Raw genomic sequence first — 16,526 nt, 5'->3', positions numbered from 1 at the left:
GGCGTACCAGTCGGCCCGTCCCCGCAGTCCGTATCGGTAGAGAAATCGCTAGAGAAGTCGCTGGAGAGATCGGCAGGGACAGGATCCGAGACGGTGCGGTCACGGAGGTCGGGATGGTCGGGTACCGCGTACTGGGCGTCAGCCTGGTCGGCCGCGCGCTGGGCTGCCGCCTGATCTCGCTCGTGCGTCAGCACGTCAACGGCGCCGTCGCCGTCACGACCTGGGACGTCGGCTGCGCGGCCCGGGAGTGCGGCTGGGTGGGCGTCGGCGCCGTGCTGGCCGAGCTGGCGAGCCTGCCTCTGCTGCGCCCCGCGCTGGCCGCCGATGGCGCGATCCTGCTGGCCGTGCCGCCCGGCGTCGAACGGCTGGCGGGCTGGCGCCTGGTGTCCGACGCCGGCTTCGGTGTGGCGGACCTGGAGGCGGCCGCGCGCATGGCGCCCATGCTGGCGGACCCGGCGATGGTGGCGACCGACCACCCGGCCAGGTCAGTGGCGGGTCCGATGACGCGTCGTGAGACGGAGGTGCTCACCCTGGTGGGCGAGGGCCTGACCGCGGCAGCGGTGGCCCGGCGGGCGGGGATCAGCGTCCGCACCGTGCACAAGCACCTGGAGCAGGCCTATCGCAAGCTCGACTGTCACGACCGGCTCAGCGCCGTGCTGGTCGCCCGCTCCACGGGCCTGCTCGGCGCGACCTGACCGCCGCCGTCGGACAGCGTGCTCAGCTCGGCCGCCAGGGCGGCCAGGACGGCGGTGGCCACCTGGGCCGCCTCCTCGGGTGCCTCCACGGTGGGCTCGTGCACGACGACCCTCATCGGGGAACCGCCTTCCCGCCCGCGGTGCGGGCCGTGAACTCCAGGGTGCGCCCCGTGCCGGGGACGATGAACTCGTTGAGCTCTGCCGCGATCGCCCCGTCCAGCTGGAGCTGGTCCGCCGCCTGCCGGGTGTCCACGTAGCGGCCGGCCCCCTGGACGTCGGCGATCCGGCCCGGGGTAGGTGCCGCGGTGCCGGGGACGGCCTTGCCCGCCGCGTCGACGTCGGCCAGCCACGTCGGGTGCCCCTGCTCCGGGGTGAGCACCGAACGCAGGTTCTTCAGGTACGTCGCGTCGATCTCGAACAGCTTGAGCCGCGCGCCCGGCCTGGCCTCCAGCAGGAACTCGACCGCACGGTCGAACGAGCCGACGTTGATGTTGAGCTTCTGCCCACCCGTGCGCACCCGGGCGTTGCCGAGGGCGTCGACCGAGATGAACTCCTTGGACCGCTGGCCGACCCCGGCGGTGCCGCCCTCGATGCGGAAGACCACCGGGTTGCCGCTGCGCGAGCTGAACAGCACCCGGCTCAGCGCCTTGGTGTGCTCGGGGCCGAGCTGCCGTGCCCGCAGGTTGATCCACACCGCGTGCACGGGCCCGCCGGTGCCGGCCTCCAGCGCGTCGAGGGCCGCGTCCAGCTCGGCCGCGAGCGCCACCGGGTCGTCGCCGGGCAGGTCCTTCGGAATGGTGCCGGGCGGGGCGGGGCGGGAGAGGTCGGTCCGTCCGGCGGCCAGGTCGTCGGCGAGCTGGAGCGCCCTGGCCGCCTCGGCCTCCCGGGCCACCGCCTGGTCCAGCAGGACGTCGGCCCGGGCCTTCTTGCCGACCCGGTCCGCCACGACGGCGTCGTCGAGCAGCTCGTGCGCCTGCCGGCGCAGCCGGACGGCGTGGAGCCGGGCGGACTCGGCCTGCAGCCGCAGGGCGCGCTCGAACTGGGTGTCGATCACGGCCTGGGCGGCCGAGCCGCCGCCGGGCGGCCGGGCGACGAGCCCGGCCTCTGCCAGCAGCGCGAGGACGCCGCGCTGCTGGTCGGGGGTGTAGTGGGCGATCCGGGACAGGAACGCGGAGAGGTCCTCCGCGGTGGTGAACGTGCCGCTGAGCAGGTGCTTGGCCTGGGCCGGTTCCAGGGCGGCGAGCACCTCCATCAGGTGCACGGCCTGCTGCGGGCTCTTCGCGAAGGTGAGGGCCAGGCGGCGGGCGGCCTCGCTGGAGGCGGGGTCGTCGGCGGCCTGGAGGAACAGCTCGAGCCCCTGGACGGCCTGCCGGGAGAACTTGGCCCCGGACAGCTCGAGCACGCGACGCGCCGTGGTCTGGGCCAGGAACCGCGAGAACACGGGGGCCACCTGCTTGGTCATCGCGGCAAGGAGGCCGCTGACGGCCGCCTCGCCGGCGAACACGGTGACGGCGCCCCGCAGGGAGGCGAGCGCCTCGGCCGTTCCCGCGCCGAGCTGGGCGAGCGTGAACCCCTCGGCCCGGAGCTGCGTGACGAGGTCGTCGACGGCGCCGACCGCGGTGCGGCCCCCGGAGCCGAGGGCGCGCAGCACGGGGGACAGGCCGAACTCGGCGAGGAGCCCGAAGGCCGCGCCGACGGTCATGCGCTCGACGTAGGTGGTCCAGCTCGACAGCGTCCCGTCGCGGACGGCGATCTCGACGACGTCGTGCGCGAACTGGGTCAGTGCGCCGGACACCGTCCCGCCGACGACGGCGACGGCCAGCTTCTCGACGACGATCCCCGCCCACACCCGGCTCACGGACGCGGCGCCGACGCCGGTGACGGAGCGGCCGAGCCTGGCGCCCAGCAGCCCGCCGGCCCGGAAGCCGAGGGCGTTGAGGTACCCCTCCACGGCGGCGAGGAGGAACCCTTCGAGGGAGAGCTTGGCGTCGAAGAACAGCACCCGCACGATGTAGATGAGCTCGGAGATCGCGATGGAGGCGAGCACGATCTTCGCGCCACCCGCTGCGGAGAGCAGCGCCGCGATGATGCCGGCCTCCCACGCCACCGCCACGACGCCGATGATCACGATGGCCAGCCCGAACGCCTGGTAGAACTCGCCGGCCTTGCCGAGGCGGGCGTAGGTGATCGACGCCTCGAAGTCGTCGTCGGACCTGGTGAACGTCTCGCCCACGCGCGTCCAGGGGCCGTCCTCCCCGCGCCGCTCGACCCGCACGAGGGTGACCCGCCAGCGGGGCAGGCCGTACTGCGGGGTGAAGGCGACGTCGACGAGCTGCAGGCTCGACTGGACGGTGACCTCCTCGAAGTCGTCCTCCGAGAGATGGGCGCTCTCGCACGCGGCCGCGACCACCGCGCGCAGGAACTCGTCGTCCGACAGGCCGGGCGCCTTGCCCGCGGCGACCTGGGCGACGATGGTCCCGCGCTGCGCGAGGATCGCCGCCTTGAACCGCGCGGCGGCGTCGGCCTTCAGCTCGTTGACGGTGCGTTCGTGCAGGAACGCCGAGCTGAACGAGCCGAGCACGTCCGACCCGCCGACGGTGAGCCGGAAGTCCTCGTCCCGGTCGACCGCCACCGATGCCGCCACCCCCGGACCGGAGGCCGTGTAGGAGTTGGCGCGCGTGTCCAGCCAGTGCTGGGTGGCCTTCGCGAACAGGGCGGCCACGAGCGGGTGGTTCGCGTACGACGTCGCGCGGCTGTGCTGCAGCAGCGGAAGGGTCAGCGCCCACCACTTGTGGTACGCGACGGCGTCGAACAGCGCGACCAGGTGCCCGGAGGCCGCGAGCTCCCCGAACGTGTACTCCCACGCCGTCCCGCCGTCGGGCCGGGCCTCCGGCGCCGCGCCGAGCCGGCCGAACCACGTGTTCAGCAGGTACTTCCACTCCCGGTCCTCGGTGTCCTTCCTGAGCAGCGCCCTCAGCTGCTCGGCCCACACGCGGCCCACCGGGCGCAGCCGCGCGGCGCCGAGCGTCTCCGCGTCGAACGGCAGGTGCACCCGGCAGGCGACGGCGATCGCGCCCGCCGCCGCGCGCGGGCTCGCCGGCAGCAGCGCTCTGTCCTTTGCTGAGTCCCTCGCCGAGCCCTTCGCCGGTGGCGCCAGCGGTGGCAGCGCCGCAGACCAGGCGGCGACGGCGTCGCGCACGGCCGCCGGGACGACGGGTGCGTCGCCATGGGCGACGAACGCCGCGGGGACGACGCCGGGAGCCGGCGGGGGCAGCGCGACGGCGTCCAGCAGCTCACGGCCCGCGTAGTCGGCGGCGATCTCGGTCAGGCTCCGGCGGGCCCGCAGCGGCAGGTAGTCGACGCGCACCGCCCGGCCGCCCGCCTCGTCGAGCATCGCCTGCCAGGTCAGCCCGTGCCGCCTCTCGAAGGCCACCGGATCCACGTCCGTACCGGCCTCCGTGAGGGGCACGTGCACCGTGCCGGAAGGCCCGGCCTCGAACAGCGCCCCGGAGGTGATCTCCGGCAGCTCCATGCCCGCCCACACGACCCGCGCCCTGCGCAGCAGCTTCGTCGTCGGACCGCTGCCCACCACCCGGCGCGCGTTCGTCCGGTACAGCAGCGGCAGCTGGGCGATCCGGCCCTCCGTGTCGAAGGCGGCGAGCTCGGAGACGTGGTCCTCGACGAACGTGGCGGCGTGCAGCATCGTGCGCCCGCGGCGGCTGCCGAGCAGCTCCCGCGCACGCGCGCTGACCAACGCCGTGAGCTCGCTCAACGTGGTCGGCGCGAGGACCTCGACCACCCAGACCGCCACGTAGTGCTCACGCAGGCTCAGGTCCTCGTAGAGCGCCCGCTGCGGCAGGGCCGCGCCCCACTCGGCCTGCCCGCGCGTCGCGACCTGCTCGACCCAGTCGAAGAACTCCCCGGTCGCCGCCCGCACGTTCGTGCTGTGCAGCACCCGCCAGGCCCGTCCCGGGGGAGGCCCCGTGACGGGCACCGGGATGAAGCGGCCCTTCCCGTCGTACGACGGGATCGCGTACCCCTCGGGCAGGTCACGACCGTCGTCCCAGGGCTCGGCGACGTCGTCGCCCGACGACGCCCCGGCGGCCCGGTCGCCCCCGGCGGCCGGCGCGGCGACCACCCGCTCGGCGACCACCCGCTCCGCCTGGGCGAGGCGCTCGCGGACCGCCCGGCCCACCGTCTCGCACAGGGCCTCCAGCGCGGCGTCGTCGGGGACACCGTGCAGCCGCACGGTGACGGGCACGTGGCAGTGGACCAGCTGCACGGCGTCCTCCTTCCCGTCCTGCTTCTGCGGGTCCTGCTTCTTCAGGTCCTACTTCTGCAGGGTGAGCATGCGCAGCCCGCCGAGCGACCTGCCCGCGGCGTCGCGGACCACCGCGTCGAACCCGAGCAGCGTGCCGGGGGCGTCGTCGCGCTCGACCGCGACGGTGGCCGTCAGGCCCTTCGGCCCCGCCTGGAGGACGAGGCGGCCGTCGCCCCAGTCCCGCAGGGCACCGGGGCGCTCCGCGAGCGCGGCCTTGACCTGGCCGCCGACCCTGGCCAGCCCGGCGAGGTCGTGCGTGCCGGCCTGGCCCAGGTCGAGCTGCCCCCGCAGGCCCTTGCGGCTCTGCGTGAGGGGGATGTCCTCGACGCCCTTGCGGCCGGTGAGGAACAGGCGCTGGCCGCCCCGTGGCACCGCCTTGACGTTCGCCAGCGACGTGAGCAGCCAGCGTTCGGAGGCACCGAACTCCTTGGCGCCGAACTGCTGGATGTCCAGGGCGAACTTCTCGCCGTCGGCCGGACCGAAGACCTGGAAGGTGAACGCCTTGAGGGACTTGTCCTGGAGCACGCTGATGTTGCGCTGTCCCTGGTGCGGGTCGTTGACGACGTCGAAGGGCGTGGCACCGGGCACGGTGGCGCCGTCGACCGGCTCCTCGGCGTGGGCGTTGGCGATGAGGCAGAAGTGGCCGTTGGTGGTCCGGTCCATGTCCGCCTGGGTGGGGGTCCACGGGACGCCACCCAGGACCGGGTCCTGGATGAGGCAGGTGACCACGTGGGGGTCGAGCGGGTTGGGGGCGCCGGAGCCGGGGGTGATCTGCCCGGCGAAGCCCTGCAGGGTGCGCACGGCGGCGGCCGGGGTGAGCGGCCCGGCGAACGGCGCCATGACGTAGGCGTCGACGGTGACGAAGTTGCGTGCCTCGCCGGCCGAGGACACGCGCACCTTGACCGACGTCGGGGTGCCGACCTTGGTCTGGGTCTGGCTCGGGCCGCCGTCGATGAAGATGCTCGAGTTGTTCCAGAGCGGGTTGGGGCCGGTGTACGGACGCGCGCCTTGCGTGTCGACGGCGCCGGGTAGGCCGAAGTCGATGCTCAGGAAGAGTGCCACGGTTGTGCTCCTTAGGTCTTGGACCGGCAGTGTTGGTGAGGTATGCCGGTCAGGCGAGATAGCTGATCTGGAACCCGGACAGGCTGACGCTGTCCGCCGCGCCCGCCCCGTTGAGGAGGGCGAGCACGAAGTACCGGAACGTCGCGTTGTCGACGACGGCAAGCCCGGCCGTGGCGGCGACGGTGGTGTCGAACGGGGCGGCGTCACCCACGACACGGGCGACCCGGTCGGCGGGCGCGTTCCCCGCGAGGGGCGCCCGCATGAGGTCGATCCGCAGCGCGCCGCCCCCGGAGTTGGTGCCGATCACGCGCAGGCTGGAGAGGGTGACGCCCTGCGGCAGCACGACGGCGGCGATCCCGGAGAGCGAGGTCAGCGCGCCCGCCCGGAACGCGTTGCCCGCTGCGTCGTGCGTCCAGCTCCCGGTGCCGCTGATCGGCGCCAGCACGGGGGCCTGCGTGACGACCCGGGTGCTGGTGCCGGGCCCGGCCTCGAGGATGTCGAGGGCGCTGTCGATCTGCTGCACCACGGCCGACAGGTTGCCGAGGTCGGACTGCAGCGCGGCGAAGCGGACGTTGAAGCCGTTGGGCCCCGACGCCTGGACGCGGTCGCGGTTGTCCACCCACGGGGTGTGGGTGAACGCGGGGGTGAAGCTCACGTTAGCCATGGGGAGTCTCCTTGGTCAGCGACCGGACGGGCCGGTGCATGCGGAACGTGGGATAGGTGAAGCTCGGGTCGATGCCGCCCGGCGCAGTGCTGAGCTCGACGACGGCGGTGCGGAGCTTCTCGGTGAGCACCTCCACGCCGACCGGGTGCAGGGTGTGCAGGGCGTTCATGAGCAGGAAGTACTGGTCGAGGGAGAGGTGGGCGGCGGCCAGCTCGGGCCGCAGCCGCACCTCGAAGGCGTACGGCCCGGCCGCCCCGGCCTCGCGCAGGGTGGCGCGCACCCAGGTGCGGCCCGGCGAGCTGCCGGTCACGCTGACGGCGGGTGCCGTGGTGGACAGCAGCCGCACGCCCTGCCGGTCGGGGGCGGTGGGCACGACCTGGGCGCTGGACCAGCCGAGCCGGGTGGTGGCCGAGACCACCGCCGGGTCGGGGTCGACGGTGAGGCCGATCGTCTCGTCCACCTCCAGCTCCAGCGGTCCGGTGACGCTCACGGGGTCGCCGGGCGGGGTGGCGACGGCCACCTGGTCGCCGTCGCGTTCGACGTAGGCGAACCCGGCGGCGTGGGCGGCGATCGCCAGCCGCCCGCCGCCCAGCACCGTGTGGTCGAGCACCAGCCGCCGACCCTCCCGGGCCAGGTCCCCGGGAGGCGCCGCGGGCCGGAAGGCGGAGACCACCGCCAGGCTGCCCACCTGTCCGTCCTCGTCGAAGGCGTCCAGCAGGGCGGCGAGCGGGGCGAGCAGGCCGCGGTCCACGCGCGCGTCGTCGGGGGAGGGCCCGAGGGTGACTCTCGGGTCCGTGATCGTGCCGAGGTAGGCCGGGTCGAAGCCGGGATGCGTCCCGACGACGTCCTCGCTCACCCCCGGGGTGCCGTCGGCGGCGACGGACGCCCCGTCGGGCAGCGGGGTGGGCAGCACCTGGAGGGTGACGGTGGTGGTCGTGGTGCGTCCGGCGAGGGTGACGTCGGCGGAGAGCGTGAGCGGTCCGGCCGCGGCGGGGGTGAGGGTCGCGCTGTGGGCGCCGGCGACCTGGTCCAGGACCGTGCCGGGAGCGGCGCCCAGCAGGGAGAACCGCACGAACGCCTCCGCGGGCAGGGTCGCGCCGTCGAACAGGGCGGTACCCAGCGAGGCCTCGACGGTCACGGCGGTGCCCGTCTCGACGCGCGGGGTGCGGCCCTCCTGGAGCTGCGCGCCGCTGCCGGACGGGCCGAGCAGCAGCGCCCGCCCTGGTGCGACCGCCGCGTACACCTCGTTGCGCGGCCGGTGCTCGACGAGGTCGAAACCGGCCCGGTGCGCGAGCGCGGCCAGCCGGCCCGGCCCGACGCCCGGCGCCGCCAGGAGCACCGCGCGGCCGTCGGCCCGCGCGCCCGGCGCGGCGGCGTCCCAGCCGGCCGCCACGGTGACACCGGCGAGGCCCTGGGCGGCGAACAGGTCGGCCAGCCTGGTCAGCGCGGCGGCCACGGCCGGTCGCATCCGGCGCGGGGCCGGGTCCGGCAGGCCGGGGGCACGGTCCGGTTCGACGGCGACCGGCGCGAAGGCAACGCGCGGGTCGGCGCAGCGGCCCAGCAACGCCTGCTGCGCGGCGCCGTCCACCCGCGGCCACATCTCCTCCTCGCGCACGCCCGGACGGCCGTCGCCGTCCATGGACTCCATCAGGGCCAGGGCGCGCGGCCATACCCGCAGCACCACCCCTCCGCCGCGGGCGGCACCGTCGGTGTCGTCGACCACGAGCGGCTCCGGGACGCCGTCGAGCACCGGGACCAGACGGTTGAGCGCCGCCTGCAGGCCCGAGGGGGTGGGCAGCTCCCAGCGGCGGAACAGGGTCAGCCGGGCCCGGTAGCTCTCGTCCGACTCGCCGAGGGCCGGGTGGAAGTGGGTGCGCGCGACGGTGCTGAACCGCACCTCGTCGAGCGTGCCGCGAAAGCCGGTGCCGCCAGGTCCGAGGCGGACGGCGCCGCCGCCGGTCACCGCGCCGAGCGGTCCGGCGTCGACCGCCCGCTCGAGGCCGTCCACCACGACCGACAGGCGCGCGGTGCCGCCGTCGCGGGCGAGGACTGCCGCGACGTGGCTGAACCGGTCGGTCGGCAGGTCGACGGCGGCGGTGGCGGACAGGCTCGTCGCGCCGTCGGACACCGTGGCGCGCACCGAGTTCGCCCCGCCCAGCCCCGTGTCACCGATCTCCACCGCCCAGCGCTGCGATCCCGGCCCGCGGAACACCACGGTGCCGAGGGTCGAGCCGGGGTCGGGGCGCACGAAGAAGTCGACGGTCCAGCCTCGGGTCGCGCCGATGTTGAGGTCGGTGTGCGCGGCCAGGGTGACCTGGCTGCCGGCGCCGAAGTGCAGGCCGGTCCGCCAGCGGCCGGGCGCCGCGGTGGGCAGGGCGGTGGGCGGTGTGCCGGACAGGGCGCCGTGGTGCGGGTTCCGCCCGGGGAACAGCGCGGCGGCGTCGGCGACCTGGGGGGTGGCGCCCGGCTCGTCGTCGAGGTGGAACAGCGCGATCGTCGCGTCGTCGACCGAGTACGGCGTGGGCGGGAACCGCGGCACCGCCAGGTCGGCGCCGACGAGGTCGAGGGCCGCCGTCCCGGTCCGGGCGACGGTGCGCTGGTCGTACACCTCGCGCTCCAGGCGGGCGAGCCGGTCCCGTTCGGCGCCGATCACCCAGAGCATCCGGGCGGTGGTCCCGAGCAGCGCGGTCAGGGCCCAGCGCGTCTCGGCCCGGTCGCCGGCGGGGACCGCCGCCTCCGTGAGGCTGGTCAGGCGCGCGGCGGCGGTCGCACCGGGGGGCAGGGAGACGGCGAAGCTGTCGCCGTCGCCCGCCGCACCCGGCGTGACGGTCACCGTGAACGGGCCGACGACGGGGTCGGTGCCGGTGACCTGGACCGTGGTGCCGTCCACCACCGGGACCACGGCGCGCAGCACGTAGCTCGGCTGCGGCTCGCGCCCGTACAGCGCCAGGTACTCGCCGAACCCGTAGGGCACCACCACCGCATCCGACGGCGTGGCCCCGGCGGCGAGGATCAGCTCGCGGAGCTCGGCGCCGCGCGCGAACGGCAGCGTCAGCCGGTCCCGCAGGGCGGACAGGGCGGGCGGGGCGAGCAGGGCCGGGAGCGTGGTCATGGCAGCACCACCTCGAGGTCGTTGAGGCCGGAGTCGGGCCGGAACACCGCGAGCTCTGTCGGTCCCATCTCGAGGTTCTCCCCGACCCCCGCCTCGTGGGCCACCGAGCGGTAGCCCACCGGCCCCAGGCTGAACCGGCCGAAGACGGCCGGGCCACGGCGCAGGTGCATCGCCTGCACGTCGACCACGCCGGGCTCGGTGGTCAGCGCCCGCATCACCTGCGCGAAGAGGACGTCGCCGCCCAGGCGCAGCGCGGCGGTCTCGGCGCCGATGCGCTGCATGGCCCGGGCCAGCAGGGCGTCCTGGTCGGTGCCGGGCTGCACCACGAGCCGCGCGCGTACGCCGACATCGACGTGGTCGGCCTCGATGACGTTGGGGTGCACCCCCGGCGGCCGGACCAGGTCCAGCGCCGCCCGCACCCGCTCGGAGACGCCGGGCACCGGGCCCGCGGTCTCCCACGGCCAGCGGAACTCGTGGGCGACGACCACGTCGAACAGGTACGGCTCGCCGAACCGCCGCTCGGCGGCGAACAGCCGCCGGCCGAAGTCGAACAGCCCGAAGTACGACTGGGTCACGTCCACCCCGCCGAGCGGGTCGGAGATGAGCACGTCGATCACGCCGTCGACGGCGAGCACCGACTGCTGGACGGCCTCGATGGTCCAGAGCGTGCGGGCGGTGCCGACCAGCCGCCCGCGATAGGCGTCGTCCTCCTCGGCGGCGAGCCCGCCCGACGTCGCATCGGCGTTGGTCACGGTGATCGTGGCCGGTCCCAGGTCGGCGAAGTAGACCGCGACGTGGGCGGCGTCGATCGCGGAGATCGCGCCGGCGGCGACGTCCCCCGTGCTGCCCCGCACCAGCGCCCGTACGCCGACGACGGCGACGGGGGAGCCGGCGGTGAGGGTCACCGCGCCCACCGTGGTGAACAGCGGCCCGCCCGGACCGGTCGCGAGCACCGTCGCCTCGTTGACGAGGTAGGAGCGGCCGGGCACGCCGCCGCCCAGCGTGAGCGTCACCTCGCCCGTGGCGTGGAGCGCGAGCCGGTCCACGCCGACGTCCTCGCCGAGCAGGTCGAGCGTCCCGCCGTCCGCGGTCGAGGCGAACAGGGCGTAGTAGCTCGCCTCCAGCCGCTTCCACAGCTCGGCGTCCTCCTGCGCAGTGACCTCGAGGATCTTGCGCAGCGGGCTCGTCGGGGTCAGGTCGACCTCCGGCCCGAAGGCCTCACGAGCCCGGGTGAACGCCTCGGACAGGACTACGTCGAGCCCTTTGACCACGTAGCCGTCCGGCGTCACTCCGTACTGGGGCACGGTCCTCACCACCTCACGTCGGCCAGGATCTGGACTCGGGTGTCCGCGATCGAGGCGGGTTCTGACACGGACAGGACGAGCGGCACCGGGGTCAGCGTGATCTCCACCAGCGCGCTGCGCGTGGCGGGGTCCGGCCGGGCGCCGGGGTGCGCGGCCAGGAACTCCGGGTCGTCGTCGAACTGGACACGCTCGATGGTGGAGACCCGCCGGTCGGTGGCGATGGTGCGCACGATGTTCATCCGCAGCACCTCCTTGACCAGGTGCCGCGGCAGGGCGGAGGTGAGCGCGTCGCGCAGGTCCAGCCCGTAGCGCACGTCGAGACGGTCGCCGGCCAGCGGGGTGGCGAGCAGCGCCTGCAGGTCCTGGCGCAGCGTGGCCAGGCCGGACGTCTCGGCGAGCCGCCCGTCGGTCAGGACCAGGTCGCCGTCGTCCAGCGCCAGGCCGAACCCGTAGGTCGCCCGCTCGCGTTCCGCCCGGGTGCTCATGACGCCTCCAGCGACGTGTGTCCTGCGGACTGCACGGACCACTGCACGGGGCCGCCGGCCAGGCCGTCGGTGAGGCCCTGGGCGTCGGTGGTGAGCACCGGCATCCCGCCCACGGACAGGTGCCCCGCCTCCCCGGCGAGGACCGACGCCACCGTCAGGCACTGCTTGGTGCCGGCCTGCGGGTTGGTGACCGTGGTGCAGCCGGAGACCGGCTTGCCCACGACGTCGGCCTTGGCCAGCACGGGGTTGCCTGCCACGGTGAGCCGGGTGCGTCCGGCGCTGAGCTGGACGGTGCCGCCGTGCGGGCAGGTGAGCTTCGAGCCGGTGGTCAGGATCGTGGCCATGGTCGCCTCACTCGACCTTCACCGCGGCGCCGTCGAGCGCGAGCGTCACCTGGCCGTTGCCCAGGGTGATCTTCTTCTGCTTGGTCGTCACGGAGACGGCGCCGTCGGCGTCGATGGTGATGGTGGCGCCCTTGGCGTGCTCGATGGTGATCGTGTCGTCAGCGGGCACCGTGGGCCGGGTGCCGACGTCCGGCAGCGCATCCGCGCCGACGACGATGTGCAGGGCGCGCGCCTGGATCACCCGCGCCCCGTGGGCGTCGGTGAGGTCGTTGACCCCCTTGCCGGTGGGCCTGCCGTCCGAGCCCAGCCCGGTGGGCAGGGCCAGCCACCAGTCGCCGGGCTCGTTCGGCGGCGGGCTGCTCGCCGTGGGCTTGGTGGGCCACAGCCACCCGGCCACCACCGCGTCGTTGGTCAGGGAACGGTTGTGCGCCAGCAGGGCGCGCATCCCGGGGTAGACGGGGGTCACCAGGCCCACCTTGTCGAAGGCGAAGACCGCGGCCACCGGCTTCTTGACCAGCACGTCCTCGGTGGACACCGGTGAGTCGACGCTCGGGGCCTTGACGTCCTTCTCGGGCGCCTGGGAGTAGCCGAGGGTGACACGGTGGGCCTCTCCGGAGGCCGCGCCGGAGCCCGCGGTGTAGGCGGAGACCTCCCCGACGTCGACGGCGGGATGGTCCTGCCGCGCGGCGAGCAACTTCTTGTTGAACTCGTCGACCACCTTGCCGGCAGGGGTGGCGGCCTTGCTGCGCGTGCCGTCCTTCTCGTCGGTGACGACGAGCTCGCACACGTACCCCGTCTTCATGGAGTAGCTCACGGCCAGCGACACGATGCGCCGCAGCCCGGCGAGCTTGGGCACGTCGGAGACGATGGACTGGCCCACCCGCAGGCCCGGGTGCCCGAGCACGGTGACGGTGCCCTTCTTGACCAGCTCGGTGGCCTCCTCGCCGGCCGCCGGGTCGTCCTTCTTCTCCTCCTTCTGCACGGTGCCGAGCTGGACCAGGTTCTCCGCGGCGAGCAGCTCCACCGGAGCCTTCTGCGTGCCGACGGCGGGTCCGATGGCGACGACGCCGTCGCCCACCACCAGCGCCTTGCCCGCCTGCTCGGTCAGCTGCGCCAGGGCGGAGAGCACCGAGCCGCTGCGGACCGTGAAGTCCTTGGTCGTGGTGCCGAGCGTCGAGCCGGGTGCCAGCCGGATCCCGCCGGTCGCGGTGGCGGGCACGTCGGCGAGCAGCTTCCGGACCAGGTCGTCGAGGTTGCCCGAACCGTCGAGCTTCGCGGTGGCGGTCGCCTTGAGGAGCAGGTAGCCCGTCTCCTCCTGGCCCTTGAGCACCAGCCGGTGCCGCCCGTCGTCGCCGATCTCCGGCTCCACCGAGGTGACCCGGCCGCGCAGCACCGGCTTGCCCGCCCACGTGTAGAGGAACTTGTCGAGGTAGCCGAGGGAGATCTCGGCCCGCAGGGAGCCCTTCTTGTCCTTGGAGGTCTCGGCCTCGATGAGGCCGACCGTCTTCTCCGGCACGTCGTAGACGGTGACGGTGAACGCGGTGGCGTTGGCGCCCTCCTGCGCCGTGATCTTCACGTCCGCGTCCAGCACCAGGCCGAGGCCGTAGACGCTGTTGCTGATCGTGAGGGGCAGGCCGAGCCCGAAGGCGCTCGCGACCGCCGCCAGCGCACCGGCGGGCGGGCCGGCGGGGGTGAGCGTGATCTTGTGCCACAGCACGAAGCCCTTCATCGCGCACCTACCCGGGCCCGCAGCACGGAGCCGAACGGCCCGGCCCCGTTGAGGTTCCCGGCGGCGACGTACACCTCGTCCACGACGAGCAGCAGCTCGCGGGCCGTGTACAGCAGGCCGGGCAGCAGCCGGCGGCGCAGCAGGGACACCAGGGTGCCGTCGGGCTCCTGCCGGGCGATCGCGGCGACCAGCAGCCCGATGGCGGGGCCGGCGGCGCCGCCCACGACGTCGACGCTCTCGCGCTGGCCGGGCTCGCGCGGCAGGAGGTGCTCCGGCACGTCCACGTAGAGCTCCACCTGGTAGGTGCGGCCCGCCAGGGCGAGCAGGAACGACTGCGGGAACCCCTCGTCGGGGTTGACCGGAAGGCTGGTCAGGCCGGCGACCGGCTGCGCCAGGGCGGACACGGTCATGGTCCCTCCTCGGGCGTTCGGGTGACGGGGTTGGGTGGACCGGGGGTGGGCAGCGCGGCCGTGGCGATGGCCAGGGCCAGGTCGAGGCCCACCCCGACGAGGTCGCCGATCGCGGTGCGGGAGACGTGGACCAGGGTGATACCCACGTCCAGCGCCTCGCGCTTGGTCACCGAGTGCGTGAACTTCAGGTCGGTGATCTGCATGTCGGTGGCGACGGTCATGCCGGAGACCACCGGGATCCCCGCCACGGCGAGCAGCGGCGCGGCGGCCGCCGCCGCCCAGCGGGTGGCGAGCGCCAGGTCCTCGAGGAAGTGCTTGAGGAGCAGCCGCTCCGGGCCGGCGAGGGTCGCCTCGATCTGGATGGTCTTCGCCGTCGGCATGAGTGCCTGGGAGAAGCGGCTGCCGTAGACGCGCTCGATCTTGTAGCCGTCGGTGAGCACCATCGACTGCACGGCGAACAGCGGCACCGGGCCCACCATGACCGGGAAGTTGGTCGCCTGCTCCGAGAACACCCCCATGGTCAGCCCCGGTTCTCGAGCTCGCGCCCGAGCTCCTCGAAGACCCGGTTCACGACCGCTCCGGCGGTCGCCTCGTCGAGGCCGACCACCTCGATCTGCACCGGGAACCAGTAGTGCACCTCGGTGGGCCCTCCGCCGTCGCCCTCGCCGTCGCCCCCGGGCCCGGAGAAGCCGGCCCGGGCGCCCGGCGCGGGCACCACGAGCTCGCCCTCGTGGACGAGGGCGATGCCCGTCTGCTCGACACGTGCGGCGCCGGAGAGGTCGACGTCGTCGGAATCCATACCAGACCTCGACATGTCAGGCCTCGATGCCGAGGTCCAGCGAGGTGACCGTGAAGCTCGCCTGCGGCACGTTGTCGACCACGATGTTGCTCGGTGCCGCGCTGGTGACGAAGCAGCGCCGGAACTTCAGCGCCTTGAACACCCAGTCGTCGCCCTCTTTGTCCACGACGGCGACGTCGAACTCCCCACCGGTCAGGGCGAGCTCGGTGAGGTCGGCCACCGCCGTGGCGATCGCGGGGATCGCCATGACGAACGTGACGGTGAAGGGCTGGCGGATGATGCCGACGTTGTCGGCCTCGATGCTGTGCAGCACGGTGTGCGGCACGTTGAAGGTGGGGGTCAAGCTCGTGATCGGCGAGATGGTCTTGCCGTCGAGCTGGACCTCCAGCCGGCTACCCCAGCTGTCGGCCATGGCTGCGTCTCCTATTCGAACTTGAGGGTCAGGGCGATGCGGTGGATCGCGCCGGCGTAGTCCACGGCGACGAGGACCTCCACGACGCGCTCGGACTGGGCGTTGTTGACCTGCTGGTCCTCGGCGGGTGTGCGCTGCGGCTTGTCCAGGAGGGTGAGCAACGGGATGACGATGGTGTAGCCCTCGATCACGCCCTGGCGGATCAGGGGTTCGAGCACCGACTCGATGGTGGCGCCGAGGCCGCGCAGCCCGGAGCGGGAGATGCGCACGTTGCCGATCGACCGGATCAGCCGCGCCTTGAGCTGGAACGTGACGCTGTCGATCGTCCGGACGATGTCGACGTACTTCTTGCCGCCGGGGTTGCCGGTGTAGCCCTCGCCCATGAACACGGCCTGGCCGGGGATCAGGGGCGGGTCGACGAGCCAGTTCACGCCCTTGCCCGCCGGGCCGGAGGCGAAGGTCTCCGAGCCGTTCAGCTCGCCGATCTCCGCCGAGGTGAACGGCGCGCTGGACACTGCCACCGACTTGAACAGCAGGGAGATGTGCGGCTCGTGCCCTGCGATGGTGCCGGCCACGGCGGCCGCCACGTCCTCGTCGGACTTGTGCGCGACGTAGACCATGCGTTCGCTGGCCAGCGCACCCGAGACGATGGTCGGGTCGGTGGCGTCCTTCTCGAGCATGGCGACGCCGATGCGTTCCATGCCGTCGCCGCCGGTGCTGGAGACCGCCGCCACGTGGTCGGCGAGCGTCCGCACGGAGCCGTTGGCTCCGCCGGACGTCGCGTCGAGCGGCTCGGCGGCGAGCGCGACGATCTGCACGTCCAGTGTCGCGAGGACCTCCAGGGCCGCCTCCCAGTCGGGCGCACCGCCGTCGACCCGGACTCCGGTGACCAGCGTCGGGCCGGGGGACTGCGTGAAGGCGAGGGCGATGGCCTCGCCGAGGTCGCCGGGCGCGCGACGGCGCGCCTCGGCGGGATCGGTGAATGCGGCCGACTCGCCCACGGCGAGCAGGTCGGCGGGGGCAGGCGTCGGCGGCGTGACCTTGCCGACGATTGCCACGTTGCCGTTGGCGCGCACTGCCGGCGCGAACATATCGGCGACCGGGTTCACCCGGACGTACCGGACGGTCATGGTCAGGTCCTTTGCTCGGTGGGTGTCTCGATGGGTTTCTCGACGGGTGTCGCGACGGG

General features: G+C 74.0%; 15 protein-coding genes. 1 reads left to right on the top strand and 14 read right to left on the bottom strand.

The window, feature by feature from the left end:
* Window positions 1-113 precede the first annotated feature (113 nt).
* Complete coding sequence (locus ACNYC2_RS13115) at window positions 114-695, top strand: response regulator transcription factor (RefSeq protein ID WP_419707438.1); 582 nt, start codon at window positions 114-116, stop codon at window positions 693-695.
* On the opposite strand, the gene ACNYC2_RS13110 is transcribed toward ACNYC2_RS13115, so the two are convergent.
* The 14 genes from ACNYC2_RS13110 to ACNYC2_RS13045 are packed head-to-tail and all read right to left on the bottom strand — an operon-like array spanning window position 635 to window position 16,467.
* Window positions 635-811: a hypothetical protein gene (locus ACNYC2_RS13110; RefSeq protein ID WP_419707437.1), complete on the bottom strand. Its 177-nt coding sequence runs from the start codon at window positions 809-811 to the stop codon at window positions 635-637. The two genes, ACNYC2_RS13115 and ACNYC2_RS13110, sit on opposite strands and share 61 nt — an antisense overlap.
* Window positions 808-4,977, bottom strand: a complete 4,170-nt coding sequence (locus tag ACNYC2_RS13105) for a hypothetical protein (RefSeq protein ID WP_419707436.1) — start codon at window positions 4,975-4,977, stop codon at window positions 808-810. Before ACNYC2_RS13105 ends, ACNYC2_RS13110 begins: the two co-directional genes overlap by 4 nt.
* Before the next feature lie 48 nt (window positions 4,978-5,025).
* Complete coding sequence (locus tag ACNYC2_RS13100) at window positions 5,026-6,078, bottom strand: hypothetical protein (RefSeq protein WP_419707435.1); 1,053 nt, start codon at window positions 6,076-6,078, stop codon at window positions 5,026-5,028.
* Between the two features lie 49 nt (window positions 6,079-6,127).
* Window positions 6,128-6,742, bottom strand: a complete 615-nt coding sequence (locus ACNYC2_RS13095; RefSeq protein WP_419707434.1) for a hypothetical protein — start codon at window positions 6,740-6,742, stop codon at window positions 6,128-6,130.
* The gene (locus ACNYC2_RS13090) at window positions 6,735-9,854 is read right to left on the bottom strand and encodes a LamG-like jellyroll fold domain-containing protein (RefSeq protein ID WP_419707433.1); all 3,120 of its coding nucleotides are present in this window, start codon (window positions 9,852-9,854) and stop codon (window positions 6,735-6,737) included. Before ACNYC2_RS13090 ends, ACNYC2_RS13095 begins: the two co-directional genes overlap by 8 nt.
* Window positions 9,851-11,158 (bottom strand): baseplate J/gp47 family protein, encoded by a 1,308-nt coding sequence (locus tag ACNYC2_RS13085; protein WP_419707432.1) that lies wholly within the window; start codon window positions 11,156-11,158, stop codon window positions 9,851-9,853. The genes ACNYC2_RS13090 and ACNYC2_RS13085 overlap by 4 nt, the downstream gene beginning before the upstream one ends.
* 5 nt (window positions 11,159-11,163) lie before the next feature.
* A complete protein-coding gene (locus ACNYC2_RS13080) occupies window positions 11,164-11,643 on the bottom strand; it encodes a hypothetical protein (protein WP_419707431.1) in 480 nt (159 codons plus the stop codon).
* Complete coding sequence (locus ACNYC2_RS13075; RefSeq protein ID WP_419707430.1) at window positions 11,640-11,987, bottom strand: hypothetical protein; 348 nt, start codon at window positions 11,985-11,987, stop codon at window positions 11,640-11,642. The genes ACNYC2_RS13080 and ACNYC2_RS13075 overlap by 4 nt, the downstream gene beginning before the upstream one ends.
* Before the next feature lie 7 nt (window positions 11,988-11,994).
* Entirely contained in the window at window positions 11,995-13,716 is a 1,722-nt protein-coding gene (locus tag ACNYC2_RS13070) for a hypothetical protein (RefSeq protein ID WP_419707429.1), read from the bottom strand.
* On the bottom strand, window positions 13,713-14,126 hold the full coding sequence (locus ACNYC2_RS13065; protein WP_419707428.1) for a hypothetical protein: 414 nt from the start codon (window positions 14,124-14,126) through the stop codon (window positions 13,713-13,715). The genes ACNYC2_RS13070 and ACNYC2_RS13065 overlap by 4 nt, the downstream gene beginning before the upstream one ends.
* Window positions 14,123-14,644, bottom strand: a complete 522-nt coding sequence (locus tag ACNYC2_RS13060) for a hypothetical protein (RefSeq protein ID WP_419707427.1) — start codon at window positions 14,642-14,644, stop codon at window positions 14,123-14,125. The genes ACNYC2_RS13065 and ACNYC2_RS13060 overlap by 4 nt, the downstream gene beginning before the upstream one ends.
* A 2-nt stretch (window positions 14,645-14,646) precedes the next feature.
* Window positions 14,647-14,925 (bottom strand): hypothetical protein, encoded by a 279-nt coding sequence (locus ACNYC2_RS13055; RefSeq protein ID WP_419707426.1) that lies wholly within the window; start codon window positions 14,923-14,925, stop codon window positions 14,647-14,649.
* Window positions 14,926-14,941: 16 nt separating this feature from the next.
* Complete coding sequence (locus ACNYC2_RS13050; protein WP_419707425.1) at window positions 14,942-15,337, bottom strand: hypothetical protein; 396 nt, start codon at window positions 15,335-15,337, stop codon at window positions 14,942-14,944.
* 11 nt (window positions 15,338-15,348) lie between these two features.
* A complete protein-coding gene (locus ACNYC2_RS13045; protein WP_419707424.1) occupies window positions 15,349-16,467 on the bottom strand; it encodes a hypothetical protein in 1,119 nt (372 codons plus the stop codon).
* Window positions 16,468-16,526 lie beyond the last annotated feature (59 nt).

It is taken from the genome of Promicromonospora sp. NFX87, from assembly GCF_048564965.1.
GTDB lineage: Bacteria > Actinomycetota > Actinomycetes > Actinomycetales > Cellulomonadaceae > Promicromonospora.
Note: the sequence above shows the minus strand (reverse complement) of the source record. Positions and strands in the feature narration are given on the sequence as shown.

Coding starts and splice junctions, on each gene's coding strand:
- ACNYC2_RS13075 (WP_419707430.1), bottom strand. CDS start 11,987: ATGGCCACGATCCTGACCACCGGCTCGAAGCTCACCTGCCCGCACGGC.
- ACNYC2_RS13080 (WP_419707431.1), bottom strand. CDS start 11,643: ATGAGCACCCGGGCGGAACGCGAGCGGGCGACCTACGGGTTCGGCCTG.
- ACNYC2_RS13070 (WP_419707429.1), bottom strand. CDS start 13,716: ATGAAGGGCTTCGTGCTGTGGCACAAGATCACGCTCACCCCCGCCGGC.
- ACNYC2_RS13110 (WP_419707437.1), bottom strand. CDS start 811: ATGAGGGTCGTCGTGCACGAGCCCACCGTGGAGGCACCCGAGGAGGCG.
- ACNYC2_RS13065 (WP_419707428.1), bottom strand. CDS start 14,126: ATGACCGTGTCCGCCCTGGCGCAGCCGGTCGCCGGCCTGACCAGCCTT.
- ACNYC2_RS13055 (WP_419707426.1), bottom strand. CDS start 14,925: ATGGATTCCGACGACGTCGACCTCTCCGGCGCCGCACGTGTCGAGCAG.
- ACNYC2_RS13115 (WP_419707438.1), top strand. CDS start 114: ATGGTCGGGTACCGCGTACTGGGCGTCAGCCTGGTCGGCCGCGCGCTG.
- ACNYC2_RS13050 (WP_419707425.1), bottom strand. CDS start 15,337: ATGGCCGACAGCTGGGGTAGCCGGCTGGAGGTCCAGCTCGACGGCAAG.
- ACNYC2_RS13060 (WP_419707427.1), bottom strand. CDS start 14,644: ATGGGGGTGTTCTCGGAGCAGGCGACCAACTTCCCGGTCATGGTGGGC.
- ACNYC2_RS13095 (WP_419707434.1), bottom strand. CDS start 6,742: ATGGCTAACGTGAGCTTCACCCCCGCGTTCACCCACACCCCGTGGGTG.
- ACNYC2_RS13045 (WP_419707424.1), bottom strand. CDS start 16,467: ATGACCGTCCGGTACGTCCGGGTGAACCCGGTCGCCGATATGTTCGCG.
- ACNYC2_RS13090 (WP_419707433.1), bottom strand. CDS start 9,854: ATGACCACGCTCCCGGCCCTGCTCGCCCCGCCCGCCCTGTCCGCCCTG.